This window comes from Corynebacterium sp. Marseille-P3884 (assembly GCF_017942225.1).
In the GTDB taxonomy this organism is placed as follows: Bacteria; Actinomycetota; Actinomycetes; order Mycobacteriales; family Mycobacteriaceae; genus Corynebacterium.
This window is the reverse complement of sequence record NZ_JAGKSD010000025.1, coordinates 1-20,141: the sequence shown is the minus strand read 5'-3', so window position 1 is coordinate 20,141 and position 20,141 is coordinate 1. Positions and strand designations below refer to the sequence as shown.

Here is a 20,141-nt window from a genome sequence, read left to right as displayed (position 1 = left end):
GTCCCCTGCCGCGCGGCCCGCGACCCCGCCGCGGCGCTTCAAGCCGCAGCCGCCGTGGGTGTACAAGATGCGCCGCATCGTCGCGGTGCTGCTGATGATCGTGCTCGTTGTGGGGTTCATCCGCGCCTGCGTGCCCAGCGAACATGACCGCGAGATGAAGGCGTGGAAGGAGCAGGCGAACCAGGCGGTGGAGCAGCCCCTGGATGTCGGTGAGGCGGACATCCCGCCGTCGCGCCCAGTGGAGATGCGCATCCCAAGCCTTGACCTCACGGCCCCCTTCGAGGAGGGGGACTGCCGTTTCAAAGACGGCGCGATCGACCCCGACACGTTGAGCGAGGCCTGCGCGTTCACCGCCAAGGACAAGCCGTACGTCCTGCCCGGCACCACGAGCGAGGACATCGTGGTCATCGCCGGTCACGCGGCCGCGGGCGTACCGGCCGTCTTCGACAAGCTTTACGACGTCAAAGAACAGCGCCACACCGTCAACCCCGGCGACGTCATGTACCTGAAAACCCAAGAATCAGGCGACCGCTGGCTCAAATACCAAGCCACCGACCTTCACGAGCCCGACAAAAAAGGCCTGTCCCAGTCCGCCGAGATCTGGGGCAACGTGCCCATGCCCGGCCGCCTGCTCACCATCTCCTGCATCCAGCCCGCCAACCCCTTCGAAGACGCCGTGCGCAACGCCGTCATCGGGTGGCAGCTGCAGGGGGTTGTGGATCAGCCGGAGTAGGGGAGGAATCGCTCCGGGGATCGCTGGGCGCGACAGTTGATCACACGTTTCAGACCGGTAGCGATCTCACCCGTGTCCTAGCGTGGACACGCCCCTGTGCTTGGAACTAAAACGGGGGTGCTTTGGGCCTCCGTTCCGGAAATATGACCTAACTCACAAAAAATTTTTCATCACGCGCTCGTCGCATTCTATTTTTTTGGGGGGGGGGTGAATCCCCAGCTTGTACATACAGCAAATGCACAGAATGGGCTTGAATCTACATTTCGCCGCCTTTCAGCTCCTAATGCTCCCGTTTTGCTGAAGTATTTAAGGCATTCTCAGGTTGCTTGCCATCGAACCTGCGCCTTTAATCAGGGGTATCCGCGGGCTGCCGGGCCTTTCAAATTGGCAACTCGGCCCAGCGGTTCGAGCCCCAATCCCCTTTGAAAGGAACTTTCATGGCCAACGCCATCAAGAAGACCGCAGCTATTGCGCTGGCTGCGGGACTGACTTTCGCCGGCTCCGCTGGCATCGCTGCGCAGGATGCATTTGCTCAGACGACGAACACGGCCGCTCCGGTGCCCGCATCGAACGTTCCTGATGCCAGCGGCATTGGGAACGACCCAGTTAATTTGACCATCAACAAGCGCGTCAACCCGACCGAGCTGCGCAACGCAACGGGTGAGGAGGACGCTGACGCATCGGGCCAGCCGCTTGCTGGTGTTGGGTTCACTGCTGAGCGAATCAAAATCGACATCACCAAACAGGAGAACTTCAACAAGGTCGCCAAGCTCGCTAACGAGCGCGACATCGAAGCTGCTAAGGCGCTGGGGCTCGAGACACCAGTGACGTTCGACGACACGAATGCTCAGGGCCAGACCTCCAAGCAACTTCCGGTCGGTGCCTACATCATCACCGAGACCAAGACGCCCGACGTTAAGGACGGCGAGACCTACGTTCCGGCTGAACCCTTCATCGTCTTCCTGCCGATGACGTCTTCTGACGGCAAGTCTTGGAACCGCGATGTGCAGGTCTACCCGAAGAACTCCTACGCCAAGGTGACCAAGACCGTCATCGACAAGGATAAGAACACTGAAAGCACGGCGGCTCAGGGTGAAGAAGGCAAGCCGGGCTACCTCGGGCCGCGTCCTGCAGAGAACGCTGTAGTGGAATACACCCTGGACGGTGTCGTTCCGGCTGCACCGCAGAACCGCGAGTTGAAGACTCTCACCCTTACCGATGCTTCCAAGAAGGAAGAGCTGCGCTGGGATGAGGGCTTCATTGAAGGCGTCTTCGTTGTTCGTGGTGGCGAAGAGGTTCCCATCGACGCAAAAAACTACACCGTGAACGAGAAAGCAGCTGTCCCGACGACGAACACTGACGGACTTGCTGCAGGTGCCAACCAGGCGTTCACCGTTGCAGTCGATGCCCAGAAGGCAGGCCTGAAGCCGGGCGAGACTGTTCGCGTCAAGGTCAAGGCAACCATGCTCAAGGACGACGGGACTTCCAAGGGTATCGAGAACTCTGTCCGTGAATCCTTCGTCTTCCGTAACCCGTCTACCGACACGGACGACGAGCCGAAGGAGACGCCGGACGACAAGGTTGTCACCTACGTCGGCGACATCAGCATCTACAAGCATGGTCAGAAGGAAGGCGAGCAGAGCAGCAAGCCGCTCGCTGGTGCCGTTTTCGAGATCGGTAAGTGCAACGAGAAAAAGGATGGCCTTGAGGGCGGTGCAATCCAGACCGGTATCACCAACGCTGAGGGCAATCTGACCTTCCCGGGTCTGCACGTCACTGACTACGTCAATGACGCTGAAGTCACCGATACGGTCGCAAACTACTGTGTTGTCGAGACCAAGGCTCCGGAAGGCTTCGCTACCCCGAAGGGTAAGGCAGCAACGCATGAGATCACGCTGACCCGTACGACCAATAACGCTCTCAACCAGGACAAGACCGAGTTCGAGGCTGTCTCCGGTGAGTCGACGAAGATCGCCAACGGCGCAGTCGTGAAGAACGAGGAGAACACCGTTCCGCTCCTGCCGTCCACCGGTGGCATGGGTATCTTGATCGTCGCCCTCGCGGGCCTCGCGATCATCGGTGGCGGTGCTTACGCAGCACGCCGCAATTCCCAGTCCGCGTAAGTGGATTGCTCCACGGCGCTGAATAGCGCTGATGGATACGGGTGTCAGGTGCTGAAAAACGTCTGACACCCAACGCCTGCCGGCGGGAAGGCGTAAAACTCCCGCCCCAGTTTTGAACAGGCAAACCGCAGAGCAGCAGGTTTAGAAGGAGAGGACCGCGCAGTGACCACGGTGGCATCAGCGAAGCACCGGCGACAGCCGCAGCCGCAGCAGAAGTCTGTGTTCCAGCGCGTTGTCCTGCCGGCCCTCATCATCCTGGTTGGCCTTGCTGTGCTGATGTACCCGGTGGTCTCCACGCAGTGGAACAACCGCGTACAGGAGCAGGTGGCAAAGCAGTACGAACAGGACTTGACGGATATCCCTCAGGAGAACGTCAACGAGGCGTACGAAGCAGCGCTCGCATACAACCGTTCGCATACCGACGGGCCGATCCTGGACCCGTGGCTTGCGCGCATCAGCGAAGACAACGCTGAGTACAAGCTGTACGAAAGCCATCTCTCCGGTGTCGCGGCGATGTCACAGTTGGCGATCCCGTCGATCGACGTGCGTTTGCCTGTCTATCACGGAACGAGCGAAAACACGCTGCAGAAGGGCCTCGGCCACCTCTACGGATCCGCATTGCCGACAGGCGGGGAGGGGTTCCACTCCGTCATCACCGGGCACACGGGTCTGACAACAGCAACGCTTTTCGACGACCTTGTCGACGTTAAAGAAGGCGACGCCATCTATATCTCCACCTTCGGTAAAAGGCTGAAGTACGAGGTATATGACATTGAAGTGGTTCTTCCCGATCAGACCGAGAGCTTGGCCGCTCAGGAGGGGAAGGACCTTCTCACCCTGATCACGTGTACGCCGTACGGCATCAACACCCACCGTCTCCTGGTCCACGCCGAGCGCGTTCCGATGGACCCGGATGAAGAAGGTGTTCTCGATGAATCGACATCCACGATCCAGTGGTGGATGTGGGTTCTCGGAGGACTGTCTCTGCTGATCCTCCTGGCACTTGTCTGGTGGGTCATGCGCGAACGGAAGAAAGAAAAGCAAAACGGTGCCGACGCGGCGGAAGACGCGGCAGATGCAGCAGAAGAGGAGCACGCAGAAAATGCGTAAGTATCATAAATTCGCAGCACTAGTTGCCGCATCGTTGATGCTCGGCACTAGCTTCAATGCTGGTCTCGCAGACGCGAAGGTGATCAGTGGCAACGATGGGGGACTGATTGCGGAGGCCGTCGATACGCAACGCCTCATGATCCTCACTGTGCGCAAGGTGGCGAAGAACCCGTACGACGATGTGCCCGCTGGCGAGAAACCTGCAGCGATTGCTGGTGCAGTCTTCACGCTGTCGCGCGTCAACGGTGTCGATGTTCTCACTCGCGCCGGCCGTGCTGAGGCCAAGGAGTTCACCCTGGAGAAGGCGCGCGAAAACGGTGTCACCGAAGTGGCGAAGCGGACTACGAATGGCAAAGGCGTCGCTGAGTTCACTGAGCTGAAGCCGGGCCTGTACCTCCTTGAGGAATCTGCTCCGGACGGCGACTACGACTACCACCTGTCCAGCCCGAAATTGGTCATCTTGCCGCTCGGAAATGTGACAGGCGAGGAATTCGATTACGAAAACGTCATTGTGACCAAGCCGGACAACCAAGTTCCGCCGCCGGACACGCCGCCGACGACATCGACCACGACAACCACCACCACTACGACGTCGAACACCCCTCCGCCGCCGGGTGATAGCCCGACTCCGGAGACCACCCCGGTGCCGCCGGAGACCACACCGAACACTCCTCCGGGGGACACCCCGACGGATGGTGGCTCCCGCCCACCGTTGGCATCCACCGGTGCCAATGTTTTGTGGGCTCTCGGATTCGGTGGACTTTTGATCATCGCCGGATTCTTCCTGGCACGACGCAACAACGACAAGCAGACGCAGTAAACGGAACGGATAGAGAAAGAGAAGACGATGCGAAACTTTTTCAAGCCGACGACACGGGGCGCTAACGCACGCTCCCGCCGGCCGCTGCGTGGCGTCGCCGCCGCTGTTGCGTCCGTTGCCCTTGTCGCAGGTCTCGGATCGTACTCGGGAGACGCCGTAGCGCAAGAGACCACCACGAAGGCTAACCCAGCTGCGACGACTACTGCTGAGCCTTCTGCTGAAGCTCTACCGAGGCCAAAGACAACCTCGGCAGACGGCGTGACCGTCGAGCGTTCCGGGGATATCGACACCATCGTCGTCGACGACTCCGACGTCAACGTGTGGGATAGCGGCCGCAAAGCTTCCGACGAGGACATCATCGCTCTGAAGCGAACCGGTCAGGGCACGATCGAGGAGATCATCAAGATCGTCGCCGACGGCAAAGAACTCGATCCGCAGTACTACGGCTTTGTCAACGATGACAACGGCGGTTACATCGCTGTCGACATGGACGGCCTCGACGTCATTCCGCCCATGAGCATTGAGTTTGAAGTCCGCACGACTGAGGGCGCCGAGTACGACATCGCTGAAAGCGATGAGGTACCGACCGCGCGTGAGCTCTCCAAATCTGGCTTCGGCCAGACCGAGAATGCTGCCGCGACCGTGAACCCTGATGGCGTTGGAATGGCGCGTGCAGCCGCTCCGGGGGAAATTTGGAACCAACCGGGCGTGATGGATCAGGAGTTCTCGCTCACTAATCCTGAAGCCAACTGGGTTAACAACAATCCGGAGCTGAAGTTCACTGTGAACGAGACCGGCAACTGGAGGATGACCAGGTTCGCCGTAAAGAAGGACCGGAACGATTCCAATACCAAGTCAATTACCGGCCCAGTGCGAATTCGAGTCATTCGACAGGGCAGAGTGGTTACAGATCGTACATTCGACGACCTTTACCAAAATGCTTGGCAAAGGAACGCTAAGGGCAGCGCTTTCGATACCGAGTTTCAGTTGCTGCCACGTTACGACGACCTGTACCTCAACGGCGGCGACACCGTAATTCTCAATCCCGTTGGCCCATCCAACGGTACCTACTCGGTGCAAATGTGGGGCCAGGATCTCTCGAACCAATCGCAGGATCACAAGGTCAATGTGATCGGCCAGGGCATCCCTCTGACCGCTCCAACAACAGTTGGTAAGAATCCGTATGAAACCACCTTCAATATCAAAGCGAGGTCTTATTTCAAGAGTGCCAGCGTGGTGCTTAGCCCTGCGGTCCGACTCGAAGATGTTGCTCTTCTTCTGCCGACTGAGGCAACAGATGAGGGCGTTCAGTTAGAGCACGAGGTGAAACGATATTCGGATCGAGTGGAGATCACCTGGTTCCCCACGAAAAATGGAGTTCGAATCGATTCGGTGACCATTCCACAGGACACTACGGTCACTTTGAAGACCTCCTACCGGTCTTCACCGACCCGCCCAGAGGACGTGGTTGTGACTGGGTCGTTGGCTCCGGAAGACGAAACTAGACCTCGACTGCCTATCGCACCGATTGAAGAGCGAGGTGTGCCGCCGATTACTCCGGATTCGCAGCGCTGCACGTACAGGGACACTAAACCAGTTTCTCGCCAGCCCGCGCGAGGTCTCAGTGCGCTCGAAGAAGAGTTCGGATTCCGCCGGTACATTGTGGCAAGCCCCGTCAGTTCGGAAGAGAGGGCTTCCTCTCAGCTGTATTTGCAAACAGATGAAGACAATGATCACCGTATTCACACTGAGGTCGGCCCTAAGCAGGGGTGGGTATATAACGCGCTCGCGTACAACGAGAAAGATAACTATCTGTACGCGATAAGCCAGGGGCGTTACAGAACCACCGAAGGGTACCGGGATGATCCGTGCTTTCCTGCTGGCCACCTGCTCCAAATCAACCCCTTGACCGGTGAGGTCTTTGACCTTGGAAAAGTGACGGGATTTCAAGGGCAGTTGCCAGAGAACCTCCGAGATACAAACCGGTATGCAAATGATCTTGGCAGTGGTATTAACTCAGGTACGTTCGACCAGGAGGGTAACTACTGGGTCTCCGCCTCCTCCAGTAGGGGAAGCGGCAGACTCTACAAGGTCGATTTGAATCGTTTGACTGCAACATCCAAGAGCAGTCTCGCCCCCAATGTTCCGTGGGAGACGAAATGGACCGAGGAGCAACACTATCGAACGGCATCGGAAGACATCGTGAGCCTGCCAGAGGCACCCAACTACCTGTGGGGTATTCAAAGCACGTGGGCCAGTGGCACGGACAAGGTTTACCTTGAGCGAACTAGCTTGACAGGTGAGGACAACCACCGCATCGATATCACTAACTTGGAAGTTCCTGGCACCGGCCAAACCGTGAAACAGTTCTTCAAAATCGAGAAGGGACGATTCGGAGTGTTCGGCCAGGCATGGCTAGAGCCTGACGGCACAATAGCTTTCGGTCTAGGCGGTGGCTCGGTTCCTTCTGGTCAGCGGGAGGCACAGGGGATCCGGATCAAGGTCACAAACCCGGGAGCGACGAGAGAAAGGGATATTGGCGTAGAGGTAGTAGGTAGCCAATGGGCGCCGGTCTCCTACAACACTGATGCGGCCTCGGCGCTGGCACCGACAACCCCTCCGACGAAGATCTATCCGACAGTGGAGAAGCAAGCGATTGACAAAGCTGAGCCTCAGGCGGATGGCAGCTTCATCGCGAAATATCGCATTACCGTGACGAACCCGGATGCAAAGCGTGGTGCCAGCTACGGCAGGGTGGTCGATACCCCGAGAATGCCTGCGGGTGTGAACGTTGTGGGCGCCACATGGACGCTTACCAATGAGTTTGGCAAGACTAGTGAAGCCACTACACAACCCGGACCTGGCCCATTCCTCTTGGCTGACTTTGGTGATATTAATGCCAAGGGAGTGAAGAGTTTCGGTGCAGAGAGTACTGGCCAGCACACGTTCGATGTGGAAATCCGAATGAGGATCGATGACGGAGCATCTCTGCCGACAGGGGACGAGTGTACGCCTCAGAAGAGCCTCTATAACTTGGTGGAAGTCGGACCTAACAAGGATGAAGCCTGCATTCCTCCGCCAAAGACCAGTGAAACGAAGCTGAACATTCGTTTGGCCAAGGTCTCGAGCGAAAAATTAAAAGCCGAGAATGTTCTCGAGCAGGCAAATCTACTTAAGGATGCGGAGTTCACGGTCACCCCGATTAGCTCCGAAGGGCAACCTTCAGGAGAACCTGTAGCGATGGTGTTTAACTCGGCGACCGGAACTTTCGACGCCACTGAACTCAAGCCGGGACGCTACCGCCTCGCGGAAACTAAAGCACCGGCAGGATTCAGCCTGTTGACCGCGCCTATCGACTTCGCGATTGCTACCGACGCACAAAGCGGAACGGCAACTATCGTCTTCGATGCGGATGAGGCAGGGCTCGTAGCCAAGCAAGTGGAGAATGGGAAAGCACCGAACTCTTGGAATTTGACCAAGAAGGACGCGATCCTGACCCTTGCCAACGTCCACCAAGGCGACCTCCCGAAGACCGGCGGGCGTGGTGTCGGCGTGACAACGGCGCTGGGCCTGTTGATTGCAGCGGCGGGTGCGTTGATGGCGAATAACCGCCGACGCGTGTAGCCGTTTGACAGAAGCCGGGCTCTCATGGGAAACCATGGGGCCCGGTTTTCTTTTGGTTGTGGGACGTCGGGGGCGAGCTTGGGGCTGCACACAGCAACGCCCCGCGGCACCGTTGGGGAGGGTGCGCGCGGGGCGTTCGTCGATAAGCGAGAAAGCTTTAGTTCTCGGTCTTGGCGTCCTTTGCCTCTTCGAGGTTCTCGCGGGAGTTCTCTTCGCCCTGTGCCTTGAAGTTCTTCAGGGAGTCCTCGAGGATCTTCTCAGCCTCGGCCTTGTCGCCCCAGCCGGAACCGGAGACTTCCTTGTTGGGCTCGAGGTCCTTGTAGTGGACGAAGAAGTGCTCGATCTCGTCCTTGACGAAGTCGGAGACATCGTCGATGTCCTGGTAGGACTCGTAGCGGACGTCGTCGAGGACGCAGAGGAGCTTGTCGTCGCCGCCTGCCTCATCGGTCATCTTGAACACGCCGATCGGGCGGGCAATGACCGTCACGCCCGGGAAAACCGGCTCCGGGGTGATCACGAGGGCGTCCAGCGGGTCGCCGTCGTCAGCGAGCGTGTTGTCGATGAAGCCGTAATCCGCCGGGTACGCCATCGGGGTGAACAGGTAACGGTCCAGGAAGACGCGGCCGGACTCGTGGTCGACCTCGTACTTGTTGCGGGAACCCTTCGGGATCTCAATGATGACCTCAATAGCCATGTGGCGCTCCTTTTCTATAGCGGTGTCAGTCTGGGCACCATCGTAGCCTGCGGGCTGGGTGGGGCGTGCGGGGTAGCGGTGTTGGGGCGGGCCAATCAGATTCCGCAAGCTGCCTTCCGGAGAGACGTAGTAGTCGGGAGCACTAGCTCGGGTGTGTCTTGCATGCGGGCTCGCCTGATTGTGGGGTTTCTCCATAACACGATTAATGATCGATCATCAATCCTGATGTACGCTGGTAGGCGTGGGCTTTTTGGAAATAGTCAACGATGGTCTTTCAAGTGCGTTCGCCCCAATCCGTTTAGAGGACCTGAGCGGGGGCCTAGAGGGCGGTGCTGGCGACGGTAAGGCTGTCCTGGTTCTTAATGAGTCTGCGGGAGGCGAGCGGATCCTCGTTCCGGCCAGGATTTTTGAGGCCACGCTGACGAGAAGAGAGGCCGAACGCATCGCTCGGGAGGGGACTCTCGTGATAGCGGAGCAGATACCTCCAGGTGCGGCAGATGCCCTCAGGCGCAGCGGTACGATGTTCGTGGATCAGCGGGGAAACTGCTACTACCGGGACGGGCAGCGTCTTATTGATATCAGGGGGCGGACCGGCGGCCCAACGCGCAAGAAAAAGAGGGGGCAGCAGTCACATGCACTTAACCTTTTCACTCCGAAACGGTCCCAAGTTGCTGCTGTGATCTTGTCCTATCCGAGGGTGCTTGAGCTTCCAGTAGGGGATATCGCCAAAACCGCTGGGGTATCGTTCGGCACGGTGGTGAACACGCTGAAGATGTTCGTGGAAACTGGGTACCTTACGCGGCGGGGCAACACCTATGCCATAGCGCGAGATCGTTTCACTACTTTCTTGGACGCATGGGCGGATGCGTTCCCGACAGGTTTGGCTGCTCACCTTGAGGTGTTTCGTGGAAGTGGAGACGTAGCTCGGCTGGAAGGGGATCTCGACGACGCTTGGGTAAGTGGGGAAGCTGCGGTCCCAGAAAAAATAAAAGGCGGAGATTTCGTCCACCTGTACATTAAGGATTCTCAAAAGCTGTCAGGCTACCTGCGCAGAGGGAGGCTTCGGTTCTCCAGCTCCGGGGAGATTGTCATGAGGTCGGCATTTTGGGATCTCGGCCTAGTGTTGCCGGGAGGTGTGGATTCTCCCCGAATTAATACGGTGGTCGGGCCATTGCCACGGGTTCCACTTGCTTTGCTCTACGCAGATCTTCGCACTGCTGGGGACCCCCGTTTGAGCGAGATCTCTGAAACGATTTCTGGGGAGTTAAAGGAACAAGCCTGGAATGCCTGAGATGAAAGATGAAGATCTCTGCTTATTGTTTGAAACCATCGAACGATACGTTGACCTCGACTCGGTAATGCTCGTGGGTGCACGAGCACGAGATATACACCAACTGAAATACCGTAACGCGCCCCCGGTGCGCACGACCAACGATGTTGACCTAGCTCTCGCGGTTTCCGGGTGGGGGCCGTTGCAGGCGATGCGTGAAACCTACCCTTCCCCTATCGATGAGTGGCAGAAACTCCAGATTGGATCTCTTCCGGTCGACGTGGTTCCGTTTGGCGGGCTGGAGAACCCGCCGGGGAAAGTGCCAGCCGGTGATGGCTTCCTAATGAATGTGGCGGGACTCGAAGAAGCATTTGAGTCGTGCGAGATTCACACTCTCTCAAACGGAGTCAGGATCAAGATTCCTTCTGTTCCGGGTTTTGCAGCTTTGAAGCTTCATGCGTGGCTAGACCGTCACCCAGAGGGGAAATATAAAGATGCAAAAGATCTGGCGTTAATTCTCGCCTGGTACGAAGGCGATTTGGAGACGCTTTTCGACGAGTTCGACAAAGTGTACGACGACGATATTGTCGGAGAACCGGACCGGATGGCGGCGAAGGTGCTCGGATCTCACGTTGCGGAGCTTCTCGGGTCAAACGGCACGGAGATACTCGTCGACAGATTTCGCGAGGAGACAGAGGCCAATTTGCGGAAATTCGCGGACAATCTTTGGGTTGATGGAGAGTGGTTACATCCTTTTGAAAGGCGCGAGCTCCAGGTGCATGATCTTGTCTCCGGATTGGTTGGTCCCCGGTAGTCGAGGGGACAAGCTCAGTGACCAGGCACGATCAGAAACAATGATTGATCATTATTCCTGATTGCCGATTGTGACTCGTTGGCGAAGGTGTCTTGAATCGCCCAAGGTACCCTTAACCCTGATGAGTAAACGAGTGTGGCCGTGGGCCGTAGGCGCCGTGGCGGTAGTGGCTGTCGCGGGTGCCGCGGGCACTGGCGTGATGGTGCAAAAAGAGCTGGGGGAGCTGAACCATGCGCCGGCGTACGCGATGGAGGAGCCGGAGCCGCTGGCGGTGGAGCCGGCGTCGGCGGAACCGATCGACGAGGCGAAGCTGAAAGAAGCGCTGGGGGCGCAGGCGGCGAATCCGCAGTTCGGGAAGCTGCACGTGCGGGTGAGCAACGGCACGACGGGGGCGACGGTCTTCGAGCAGGCGGCGGGCGATCCGTTGCAGCCGGCGAGTTCGACGAAGTTGCTCACCGCAGCGGCCGCGCTGTACACGCTCGAGCCGGACGCGACGCTGAAAACCGAGGTCGTGCGAAAAGGCGACGCGGTGACCATCAAAGCCGCGGGAGATGTGTGGCTGACGCCGTCGCTTATCGACGACCTCGCCGCCCAGATCGGCGATGCCTCCGCCGTGCACATCGACACGTCGGTGTGGCCTGAAGAGACCCAGATGCCGGGCTGGGATCCGCTGGATATTGACGGCGGGTTCATCGCCCCCATGGAACCCGCGATGATCAACGGCGCGCGTCTCGGCGGTGAGCCCAGCGGCGATGTGCCACGCTCGCACACCCCGGCGTTGGACGTGGCGCAGGCGCTCGCAGACAAGGTCGGCGCACAGACCGTCGGTTTCGGGCCCGCGCCGGAGGATGGCGAGGTCGTGGCCAGCGTCGAGTCGCCGCCGCTGACCGAGCGCATGCGCGAGATGGTGAAGGAATCGGACAATGTCATGGCGGAAGCCATCGGCCGGGAGGTCGCGCGTAAACGCGGCGGCACCTCGCCGCAGGCCACGCTGGATGCGCTGACCGAGCACGGCTTCGATATCGACGGCGTGACGTTGGCGGACAGCAGCGGGCTGTCGCGCTTCGACCTCATCCCGCCGCGGTTGCTCGATGACATCATGCTTCGCGCCACCTCCACCGACGAGCTCCGCGACCTGCTGCCGACACTGGCGATCGCGGGCGGCGACGGCACGCTTTATGACCGATACGGTGATCTGCCCGGCAAGGCCTGGGTCCGCGCGAAGACGGGCACGCTGACGGGGACGTCGGCGCTCGTCGGCACGGTCACATCCGAGGTCGGCAACGTCTACACCTTCGCCATGATCAGCAATGACAGCGATATCCTCACCGCGCGCCGCCTCATGGACGAATTCACGTCGACGCTCCGCCAGTACTAGCGCCCATGCCGCACACTCCGTTCTGGCCGCGCCAGTCACCGCATTTTCTCGCTTGTCGACGCGCCGTCCGCCCCTTCACTTCCCCCGCCCTCATCGGACTCTCCGGTGGCCCCGACTCGCTGGCTCTCGTCGCCGCAGCTGTCGCCGAGGCCAAAGACGTCCGCACTCTCGTTGTCGACCACGGTCTGCAGCCGGGCTCAGCTGATGTCGCCGCCCGCGCTGTTGCCCACGCTTCTGGCCTCGGTGTTCCTGCGGAAAGCGTCCGCGTGTCCGTCGACGCCGCGCCGGGCGAGAGCGTCGAAGCCGCCGCGCGCACTGCCCGTTACGCCGCGCTTTCAGATGCCGCCAGTGATGACAGCCGCGATATCTGGGTCGCCCACACCCTCGACGATCAGGCAGAAACGCTCCTGCTCGGTGCCTTGCGCGGTAACCCCGCCGGCATGGCGCCGGTCTCTGCCCTCGATGCCGGCCCGCGCCTCGTCCGACCCTTTCTGTCCGTTCGCCGCGCGGATACCGTCGGTGCCTGCGACGAGCTCGGCCTGGACCCCTGGCACGACCCGATGAATGATGATCCCGCCTACCGCCGCGTTGCCGTGCGCACGTCAGTCATTCCGGAGCTGAGTGATCTCATCGGCGGCGATGCCGTGCCCGCGCTCGCCCGCGCCGCTGAGCGCGTTGCCGCGGATCAGGCTCTCCTCGCGTCGTTGACCGACCTGAGTCCGACCAACGACTGCGCGACCTTAGCCGCCGATCCGGCGCCCGTTCGCCAGCGCCGAATTCTCGCCTGGCTGCGCGAGGAAGGCCAGAACGCCACCGGCTCACAATTGGCGGATATCGAGCGCCTCTGCACCGACTGGCACGGTCAAGGCCCCGTGGCGATCGGTGGCGGCCGTAGCGTTGCCCGCACCAAAAGTTTTCTAGTTGTCTGTTAGCCGCGTCTCGCGGGCTGCACATGCCGTGCCTCGCGCAGCACGTAGAACGCCACTAGATGGGTTTGAGATCCGAGTCACTTCTGTCACAGTGGAAACATTTGACCTGGGGGTTTAGGAAGCGCTTTCACACGCATCTAGTGGCACCGTATTCAGGCTGGGTGTTGCCGGTATATATCCGGGTGTCTCCGGTGTACCGAGGGGCAGAGTGGCTGGGGTGAGGAATGAGGGGGCGGGGGAGTCGTCGATAAGCGATCTTCTGGCAAGATAGCGGTATGGCTGAAGGAACGAGGCTGAGCGAAAGCAAAGATTTCGATGTCCCCGCGCACCGCTACGGCGACGACGTGGAAGCGATCCTCATCCCGGAGGATGAGCTGAAAGACCGCATCCAGGAGATGGCGGACAAGGTCTCCGAGCTTTACCGCGACGCGGGCGACGACCTCATCCTCGTGTGCGTGCTCAAGGGCGCGGTGTACTTCCTCACCGACTTCGCGCGTGCGCTGTCGATCCCGTCGGAGGTCGAGTTCATGGCGGTGTCCAGCTACGGCAACTCGACGACGAGCTCCGGCGTCGTGCGCATCATGAAGGACCTGGACAAGGAGATCTCCGGCCGCGACGTGCTCGTGGTGGAGGACATCATCGACTCGGGTCTGACGCTGTCGTGGCTGCTGAAGAACCTGTCCGGCCGCCAGCCGAAGAGCCTGAATGTGATCACGCTGCTGCGCAAGCCGGAGGTGCAGACGGCGAAGATCGACCTGCTCGACGTGGGCTTCGACATCCCCAACGAGTTCGTCATCGGCTACGGCCTCGATTACGCCGAACGCTACCGCGACCTGCCGTACGTGGGCACGCTGCACCCGCGGGTGTATTCCGATGTCGGTGAGGAGCAACCGGTGCCGTCGCGCAACGAGGGCCCGGAAGCCGTCGAAATCTAGGCCGCGTGGTTAGGGTGCGCCCCGCCGCTGGGGCGCAATTTGCCACGGTGAGTAGGCTGTAAGAACTACAACTTCCGGCTAATCACCCATTACAGGACTAGATGAATAACAAGACTGTCGCGCGCTACGGCATCATCGGTGCCGTCCTGCTGATTCTGCTGTACCTGCTCACGCTGATCGGCGATGATTCGCGCAATTTTGCCGAGGTGGATACCTCGGTCGCCCTGCAACAGCTCGCCGACAAGAATGTCGAAGAAGCGCAGATCGACGACCGCGAGCAGCGCGTCCGCCTCACGCTGCGCGAGCCGATCACCGTCGAGGAACGCGAAGGGATCGAAGAGATCCAGGCGCAGTACCCGGCACGCACCACTCCGGACATTTTCAACGCGGTCAAAGGCGCGGAAGCGGATAAGTACACCACGAACGTGACGCAGGAGTCCTTCCTGCTGTCCATGCTGGGCTTCATGCTGCCGATGCTGTTGGTCTTCGGACTGATCTTCTTCTTCATGTCCCGCATGCAGTCGGGTGGCGGCATGTTCGGCATCGGCGGGTCGCGGGCGAAGAAGCTGACCAAGGACATGCCGACGAATACATTCGCGGATGTCGCCGGCGCCGACGAAGCAGTCGACGAGCTGCAGGAGATCAAGGACTTCTTGCAGGACCCGGAGATCTACGAGCAGCTGGGCGCGAAGATTCCGCGCGGCGTGCTGCTCTACGGCCCGCCCGGTACCGGTAAGACCTTGCTCGCTCGCGCCGTGGCCGGCGAGGCAGGCGTGCCGTTCTACTCCATCTCGGGTTCGGACTTCGTGGAGATGTTCGTCGGTGTGGGTGCATCCCGCGTCCGCGACCTGTTCAAACAGGCGCGCGAGAACAGTCCGTGCATCATCTTCGTCGACGAGATCGACGCGGTCGGCCGCCAGCGCGGCTCCGGCACCGGCGGTGGCCACGACGAGCGCGAGCAGACCCTCAACCAGCTGCTCGTGGAGATGGACGGCTTCGGCGACCGTGAGGGCGTCATCCTCATCGCCGCGACCAACCGCCCGGACATTCTCGATCCAGCGCTTTTGCGCCCGGGCCGTTTCGACCGTCAGATCCCGGTGACCAACCCGGATCTCGCCGGCCGCGAGATGATCCTCAACGTGCACGCCAAGGGTAAGCCGTTGGGCCCCGACGTCGACCTGAAGTCGCTGGCCAAGCGCACCGCCGGCATGTCGGGCGCGGATCTCGCGAACGTGCTCAACGAGGCCGCGCTGCTCACCGCCCGCATCGGCGGCAACGTGATCACGGCCGATGCGCTCGAGGAAGCGTCGGACCGCGTCATCGGCGGCCCGCGCCGCTCGTCGAAGATCATCTCCGAAAAGGAGAAGAAGGTCACCGCGTACCACGAGGGCGGCCACACGCTCGCCGCGTGGGCGCTCAAAGACATCGAGCGCGTGTACAAGGTCACCATCCTCGCGCGCGGACGCACCGGCGGCCACGCCATGACCGCCGCCGAGGACGACAAGGGGATGTACAACCGTGACGAGCTCTTCGCGCGCCTCGTCTTCGCGATGGGCGGCCGCGCGGCCGAGGAGCTCGTTTTCGGCGAGCCCACCACTGGCGCATCCGCCGACATCGAGCAAGCGACCAAGATCGCGCGCGGCATGGTCATGGAATACGGCATGAGTTCCGCGCTCGGCACCGTCAAGTACGGCGACGAGGACGGCGACCCGTTCGCCCGCGCGATGGGTGGCGGCAGCCTCGACTATTCGCCCGCCGTCGCCGAGACCATCGACCGCGAGGTGCATGAGCTTATCGACGCTGCCCACCAGCGCGCCTACTCCATCCTCGCCGACAACCGCGACTACCTCGACACACTCGCTTCCAAGCTGCTGGAGAAGGAGACGCTGCGCCGCGGCGACCTCGAGGCCATCTTCGACGGCATCGAACCGGCCGGCTCCGGGCTTGAGCTTGTCGACGCCCGCTTCCCCCGCCAGCCCGGCCGTGAACCCGTCAAGACCCCGGTCGAGTTGGCTGAGGAACGCGGCGAAGAACCGCCGAAGAAATTCTCCCTGCTCGAGGCGTCCCAGCAGGCCCGCGCCCGCCGCCAGGCCCAGCGCGAGGCCGAACTGAACCAGCGCTGGATGCCGCAGGACCAGCCCGGCGCCCCCGCCAACGGCTCCACCCGCTGGCAGCCAGGCCAGCCAGGACAGCCCGTCCCGCCCGCGCAGCTTCCGCCGCAGGTGCAGGGTCAGAATCAGCCGCGCTACGACGGCCCCCAGCCGCCCGCCGACTGGTCCTTTACCGGCGACGGCCGCGTCCAGCAGCAGCCGGCGCAGCCGCAGCCACAGCCGCACCCGCAGCACCCGAACCAGCACCCGGGCCAGGCGCAGTACCCGGTGAACCCGGCGCAGCAGCCAGCCCCGCAGCAGGCACCACCGACCGAGGTGATCGGTTTCCGCCTGCCGGAAAACGAGCAGCCGGACCATGTTTGGGACGACCGTGCCGAGGACATGAAAAAGTCCGGCGAGAAGGTGACGGGCCAGCAGGACTCAGGTGAGCAGGCACCGCGCGCGGATGCGGCCGGTGTCGCGGAACCGACACTGCGAGAGGGATCCGAACCGACGGAACAGCTCCCGCGCCCGGATGCCGATCACGACGCGCGACACAGGAGGCCCGAGCATGAGTGAGACCGCTAGCGACCGTCCGACATTCGACCGCGAGCGCGCGGAAGCCGCCGTGCGCGAACTGCTCTTGGCGGTAGGGGAGAACCCGGATCGGGAGGGACTGCTGGACACCCCGGCGCGTGTTGCGCGAGCCTACGAGGAAGTCTTCGCAGGCCTGCACACGGACCCGACGACGGTGCTGGAGAAGACCTTCGCGGAAAACCACGAAGAGCTCGTGCTGGTGCGCGATGTGCCGATCTACTCCACCTGCGAACACCACCTCGTGCCCTTCTACGGGGTGGCGCACATCGGGTATATCCCCGGTGAGGACGGCCACGTCACCGGCTTGTCCAAGCTGGCGCGGCTGGCGGATATGTACGCCAAGCGGCCGCAGGTGCAGGAAAGGCTGACGAGTCAGATCGCGGATGCGCTCGTCGATAAGCTTCATGCGCAATCTGTGATTGTCGTGATCGAATGCGAGCACCTGTGCATGGCGATGCGGGGCATCCGCAAGCCGGGCGCGACCACGACGACATCGGCCGTGCGCGGCGGATTCAAACGCAATGCCGCCTCCCGCGCGGAGGTATTGAGCCTGATCAGGGGGTAGAAATGGTCACCGTTTCTGATTTGACTGCGCCCGGCCGCACGATGGTCATGGGCATCCTCAACGTCACTGAAGACAGCTTTTCCGACGGCGGGAAGTGGCTCGACCGTGACGACGCCATCGCGCACGCTAAGGAACTCGTGGCCCAGGGCGCGGACATGATCGACGTTGGCGCGGAATCCACGCGACCAGGCGCAACGCGTGTCGACCCCGCCTTAGAGGTCGAGCGCGTCCGCCCTGTCATCGAAGCGCTGCATGCGGAAGGAATCCGCACGTCAGTGGATACGATGCGCGCGGCGACCGCACGCGCCGCAGCCGAGGCCGGCGTGGACATGATCAACGACGTCTCCGGCGGACTCGCCGACCCGGACATGTACGCCGTCATGGCAGAGACCGGACTGCCGGTGTGCCTCATGCACTGGCGGACCGTTGAATTCGGCGATGCCGCCGGCTCCGCAGACCACGGCGGCGATGTCGTCGCCGATGTCCGCGACACCTTGAAGCGCCTGACCGACAACGCTATCGCCGCCGGCGTGGAGCACTCGCAGATCGTGCTGGACCCGGGCCTCGGCTTCGCTAAGACCGCCGCCGACAACTGGGCGCTGCTCAACGCTTTGCCGGAGTTCATCGCCGGCGACCTGCCTGTTCTCGTCGGCGCGTCCCGTAAGCGCTTCCTCACTGAGATTCGCGCGAACCGTGGACTGGAGGCGAACCCGTCGCTCGCGGACCCCGCTACGGCGGCTGTCACCGCGGTCAGCGCGCACCTCGGCGCGTGGGGCGTGCGCGTCCACGAGGTCGACGTTTCCCGCGACGCCGTCGATGTCGCCGCGGCATGGCGTCGCGGCGCCGGTTATGGAGGTGCGTAGATGGCCGACCGCATTCAGCTCACCGGCATCCGCGTCCACGCGGGCCACGGCGTTCTTCCGCACGAGGCGGAGTACGGCCAGCCGTTCATCGTGGATATCACCGCTTGGCTCGACTTTGCCGATGCTGCGCGCGATGACGACCTCACGAAAACGGTCAACTACGCGGAGCTCGCCACGCTCGCCGCGGACACGGTCACAGGCACGCGCCGCGCGCTCGTGGAAACCGTGGCCACGCAGATCGCCGAAGCAGCCATGACCACATTTGCGCAGCTCCACGCCGTCGAGGTCACCGTGCACAAGCCGCATGCGCCAGTCGGGCTCGTGCTTGACGACGTCGCGGTCACCGCCCGCCGCTCCCGCAAATCCCCCGGCCTGCGCGCCGCGGACGGAAAGTAGGCCCCCGCATGCGTGCTGTGCTGTCGACTGGGTCGAATATGGAGGACTCCCGCTCGCATCTCGCCTCCGTCGAAACCGATTTCGCCGACGAGCTCGTCGCCGCGTCCCGCATCTACCGCACCGCGCCGTGGGGCGGGGTGGAACAGCCCGACTTCTACAATCAGATCCTCATCGTCGACGTCGCACAATCCCCGCACGAGCTGCTCGCGCGCTGCCAACGCCTCGAACACAACGCCCACCGCGTCCGCGACATTCGCTGGGGTCCGCGCACCCTCGACGTCGACATCATCGCGCTTTACGACGACACCGGTGCCGAACTCACCCTCGACACCCCCGATCTGACCGTCCCGCACCCGCGCGCCCATGAACGCGCCTTCGTCCTCGTCCCGTGGCTCGAGGTGGATGGGAAGGCACGGTTGGGGGGACGGGGCGTCGATAAGCTTGCTTTGACGCTTGACGACGAGGTGACCCCTGCATGACCCGCACCAACGTGACCGCCCTAGTCGGCGCCGCCGGCTTCTTCGCCGCCGCCACCCTGATTTTGGCCCGGCGGTTCTACGGCGCGTGGCAAACCATCTCCCCACTGTGGTCTCTGCCCGTCTGGGGCGTTGCCGCGCTGTGCGTCTTTTTGATCGTGATGGTGCGCCGCCGCCGCGAGGAAGGCCGCATCGGCCTCGACCGCTCTCAAATCAACCCCATGATGATGGCTAATTTCATGGTCATCGGCAAAGCTAGCGCCTGGTCTGGGGCCATTCTCGGTGGAATCTTCCTCGGCCTCGCCGTGTGGGTGCTTCCCCGCCTGAGCACCCTCAGCGCCGCTCAAGCTGACCTTCCTGGCGTGATTTCCGGCGCCCTCGCCGCCGCTGCTTTGGCCGTTGCTGGTGTGATTCTTGAACGCTCCTGCGAAGTGTCGCCACCCGCCGAAGGCGAACCAGCGGGTTAGAGTATTGGACATGACTGCGGAAAACCGGTCGCGCGACGGCGGCAATGTGTGGATGATCGTCCTGATCGCTCTGGCACTCATCGCCACAGTGATCATGCTGTTCAGCGATTCCGCCGTGTGGCTACAAATCGCCCTCCTGGCCGCCCTGTGGGCCGCCATCTGCGGCTTCCTCCTCGTCACCCGCACCCGCAACGACCGTGACCGCGCCCGCGCCGAACTCGACGCCCGCGAACGCGAATACCGCGCCGAGCTCGACG

18 protein-coding genes are annotated in these 20,141 nt (G+C 61.7%); 17 read left to right on the top strand and 1 reads right to left on the bottom strand.

Annotated features, from left to right (window positions below; all coding sequences use genetic code 11):
• The 5 genes from J5Y21_RS11420 to J5Y21_RS11855 form a co-directional block, all read left to right on the top strand.
• Positions 1–733, top strand: a 733-nt coding sequence (locus J5Y21_RS11420; protein WP_246875199.1) for a hypothetical protein, incomplete at its 5' end; no start/stop codon positions are given.
• Positions 734–1,170: 437 nt separating this feature from the next.
• Entirely contained in the window at positions 1,171–2,856 is a 1,686-nt protein-coding gene (locus tag J5Y21_RS11415; protein WP_210576028.1) for a SpaH/EbpB family LPXTG-anchored major pilin, read from the top strand.
• A 162-nt stretch (positions 2,857–3,018) separates the two neighbouring features.
• Complete coding sequence (locus J5Y21_RS11410; protein ID WP_349237000.1) at positions 3,019–3,966, top strand: class C sortase; 948 nt, start codon at positions 3,019–3,021, stop codon at positions 3,964–3,966.
• On the top strand, positions 3,959–4,786 hold the full coding sequence (locus J5Y21_RS11405) for a prealbumin-like fold domain-containing protein (RefSeq protein ID WP_210576027.1): 828 nt from the start codon (positions 3,959–3,961) through the stop codon (positions 4,784–4,786). Before J5Y21_RS11410 ends, J5Y21_RS11405 begins: the two co-directional genes overlap by 8 nt.
• Positions 4,787–5,044: 258 nt before the next feature.
• On the top strand, positions 5,045–8,410 hold the full coding sequence (locus J5Y21_RS11855; RefSeq protein ID WP_210576025.1) for a SpaA isopeptide-forming pilin-related protein: 3,366 nt from the start codon (positions 5,045–5,047) through the stop codon (positions 8,408–8,410).
• A 157-nt stretch (positions 8,411–8,567) separates the two neighbouring features.
• Here J5Y21_RS11855 and J5Y21_RS11395 read toward each other — a convergent pair whose 3' ends face one another.
• Positions 8,568–9,104, bottom strand: a complete 537-nt coding sequence (locus tag J5Y21_RS11395; RefSeq protein ID WP_210576023.1) for an inorganic diphosphatase — start codon at positions 9,102–9,104, stop codon at positions 8,568–8,570.
• Between the two features lie 241 nt (positions 9,105–9,345).
• Between J5Y21_RS11395 and J5Y21_RS11390 the strand changes: the two genes are divergently transcribed.
• The 12 genes from J5Y21_RS11390 to J5Y21_RS11335 all read left to right on the top strand — a co-directional run.
• On the top strand, positions 9,346–10,395 hold the full coding sequence (locus J5Y21_RS11390; RefSeq protein ID WP_210576021.1) for a type IV toxin-antitoxin system AbiEi family antitoxin: 1,050 nt from the start codon (positions 9,346–9,348) through the stop codon (positions 10,393–10,395).
• Positions 10,388–11,188, top strand: a complete 801-nt coding sequence (locus tag J5Y21_RS11385) for a nucleotidyl transferase AbiEii/AbiGii toxin family protein (RefSeq protein ID WP_210576020.1) — start codon at positions 10,388–10,390, stop codon at positions 11,186–11,188. The genes J5Y21_RS11390 and J5Y21_RS11385 overlap by 8 nt, the downstream gene beginning before the upstream one ends.
• Positions 11,189–11,309: 121 nt before the next feature.
• Positions 11,310–12,566, top strand: coding sequence for a D-alanyl-D-alanine carboxypeptidase/D-alanyl-D-alanine-endopeptidase (gene dacB, locus J5Y21_RS11380; RefSeq protein WP_210576018.1), 1,257 nt, complete (start codon positions 11,310–11,312; stop codon positions 12,564–12,566).
• 5 nt (positions 12,567–12,571) lie between these two features.
• Entirely contained in the window at positions 12,572–13,498 is a 927-nt protein-coding gene (tilS, locus tag J5Y21_RS11375; RefSeq protein WP_210576016.1) for a tRNA lysidine(34) synthetase TilS, read from the top strand.
• Between the two features lie 272 nt (positions 13,499–13,770).
• A complete protein-coding gene (hpt, locus tag J5Y21_RS11370) occupies positions 13,771–14,430 on the top strand; it encodes a hypoxanthine phosphoribosyltransferase (protein WP_210576013.1) in 660 nt (219 codons plus the stop codon).
• Between the two features lie 101 nt (positions 14,431–14,531).
• Positions 14,532–17,099 carry an ATP-dependent zinc metalloprotease FtsH gene (ftsH, locus tag J5Y21_RS11365; protein WP_210575991.1) on the top strand — a complete coding sequence of 856 codons (2,568 nt, stop codon included), beginning with the start codon at positions 14,532–14,534 and terminating at the stop codon, positions 17,097–17,099.
• Entirely contained in the window at positions 17,092–17,682 is a 591-nt protein-coding gene (folE, locus tag J5Y21_RS11360) for a GTP cyclohydrolase I FolE (protein ID WP_210575984.1), read from the top strand. Before ftsH ends, folE begins: the two co-directional genes overlap by 8 nt.
• A gap of 2 nt (positions 17,683–17,684) precedes the next feature.
• Complete coding sequence (gene folP / locus J5Y21_RS11355; protein ID WP_210575981.1) at positions 17,685–18,545, top strand: dihydropteroate synthase; 861 nt, start codon at positions 17,685–17,687, stop codon at positions 18,543–18,545.
• Entirely contained in the window at positions 18,546–18,941 is a 396-nt protein-coding gene (gene folB / locus J5Y21_RS11350) for a dihydroneopterin aldolase (RefSeq protein ID WP_210575972.1), read from the top strand.
• An 8-nt stretch (positions 18,942–18,949) separates the two neighbouring features.
• Entirely contained in the window at positions 18,950–19,420 is a 471-nt protein-coding gene (gene folK / locus J5Y21_RS11345) for a 2-amino-4-hydroxy-6-hydroxymethyldihydropteridine diphosphokinase (RefSeq protein WP_210575969.1), read from the top strand.
• Positions 19,417–19,884: a DUF3180 domain-containing protein gene (locus tag J5Y21_RS11340; protein WP_210575966.1), complete on the top strand. Its 468-nt coding sequence runs from the start codon at positions 19,417–19,419 to the stop codon at positions 19,882–19,884. Before folK ends, J5Y21_RS11340 begins: the two co-directional genes overlap by 4 nt.
• Positions 19,885–19,894: 10 nt before the next feature.
• A partial coding sequence (locus J5Y21_RS11335; protein WP_349236999.1) for a DUF6779 domain-containing protein occupies positions 19,895–20,141 on the top strand: 247 nt, incomplete at its 3' end.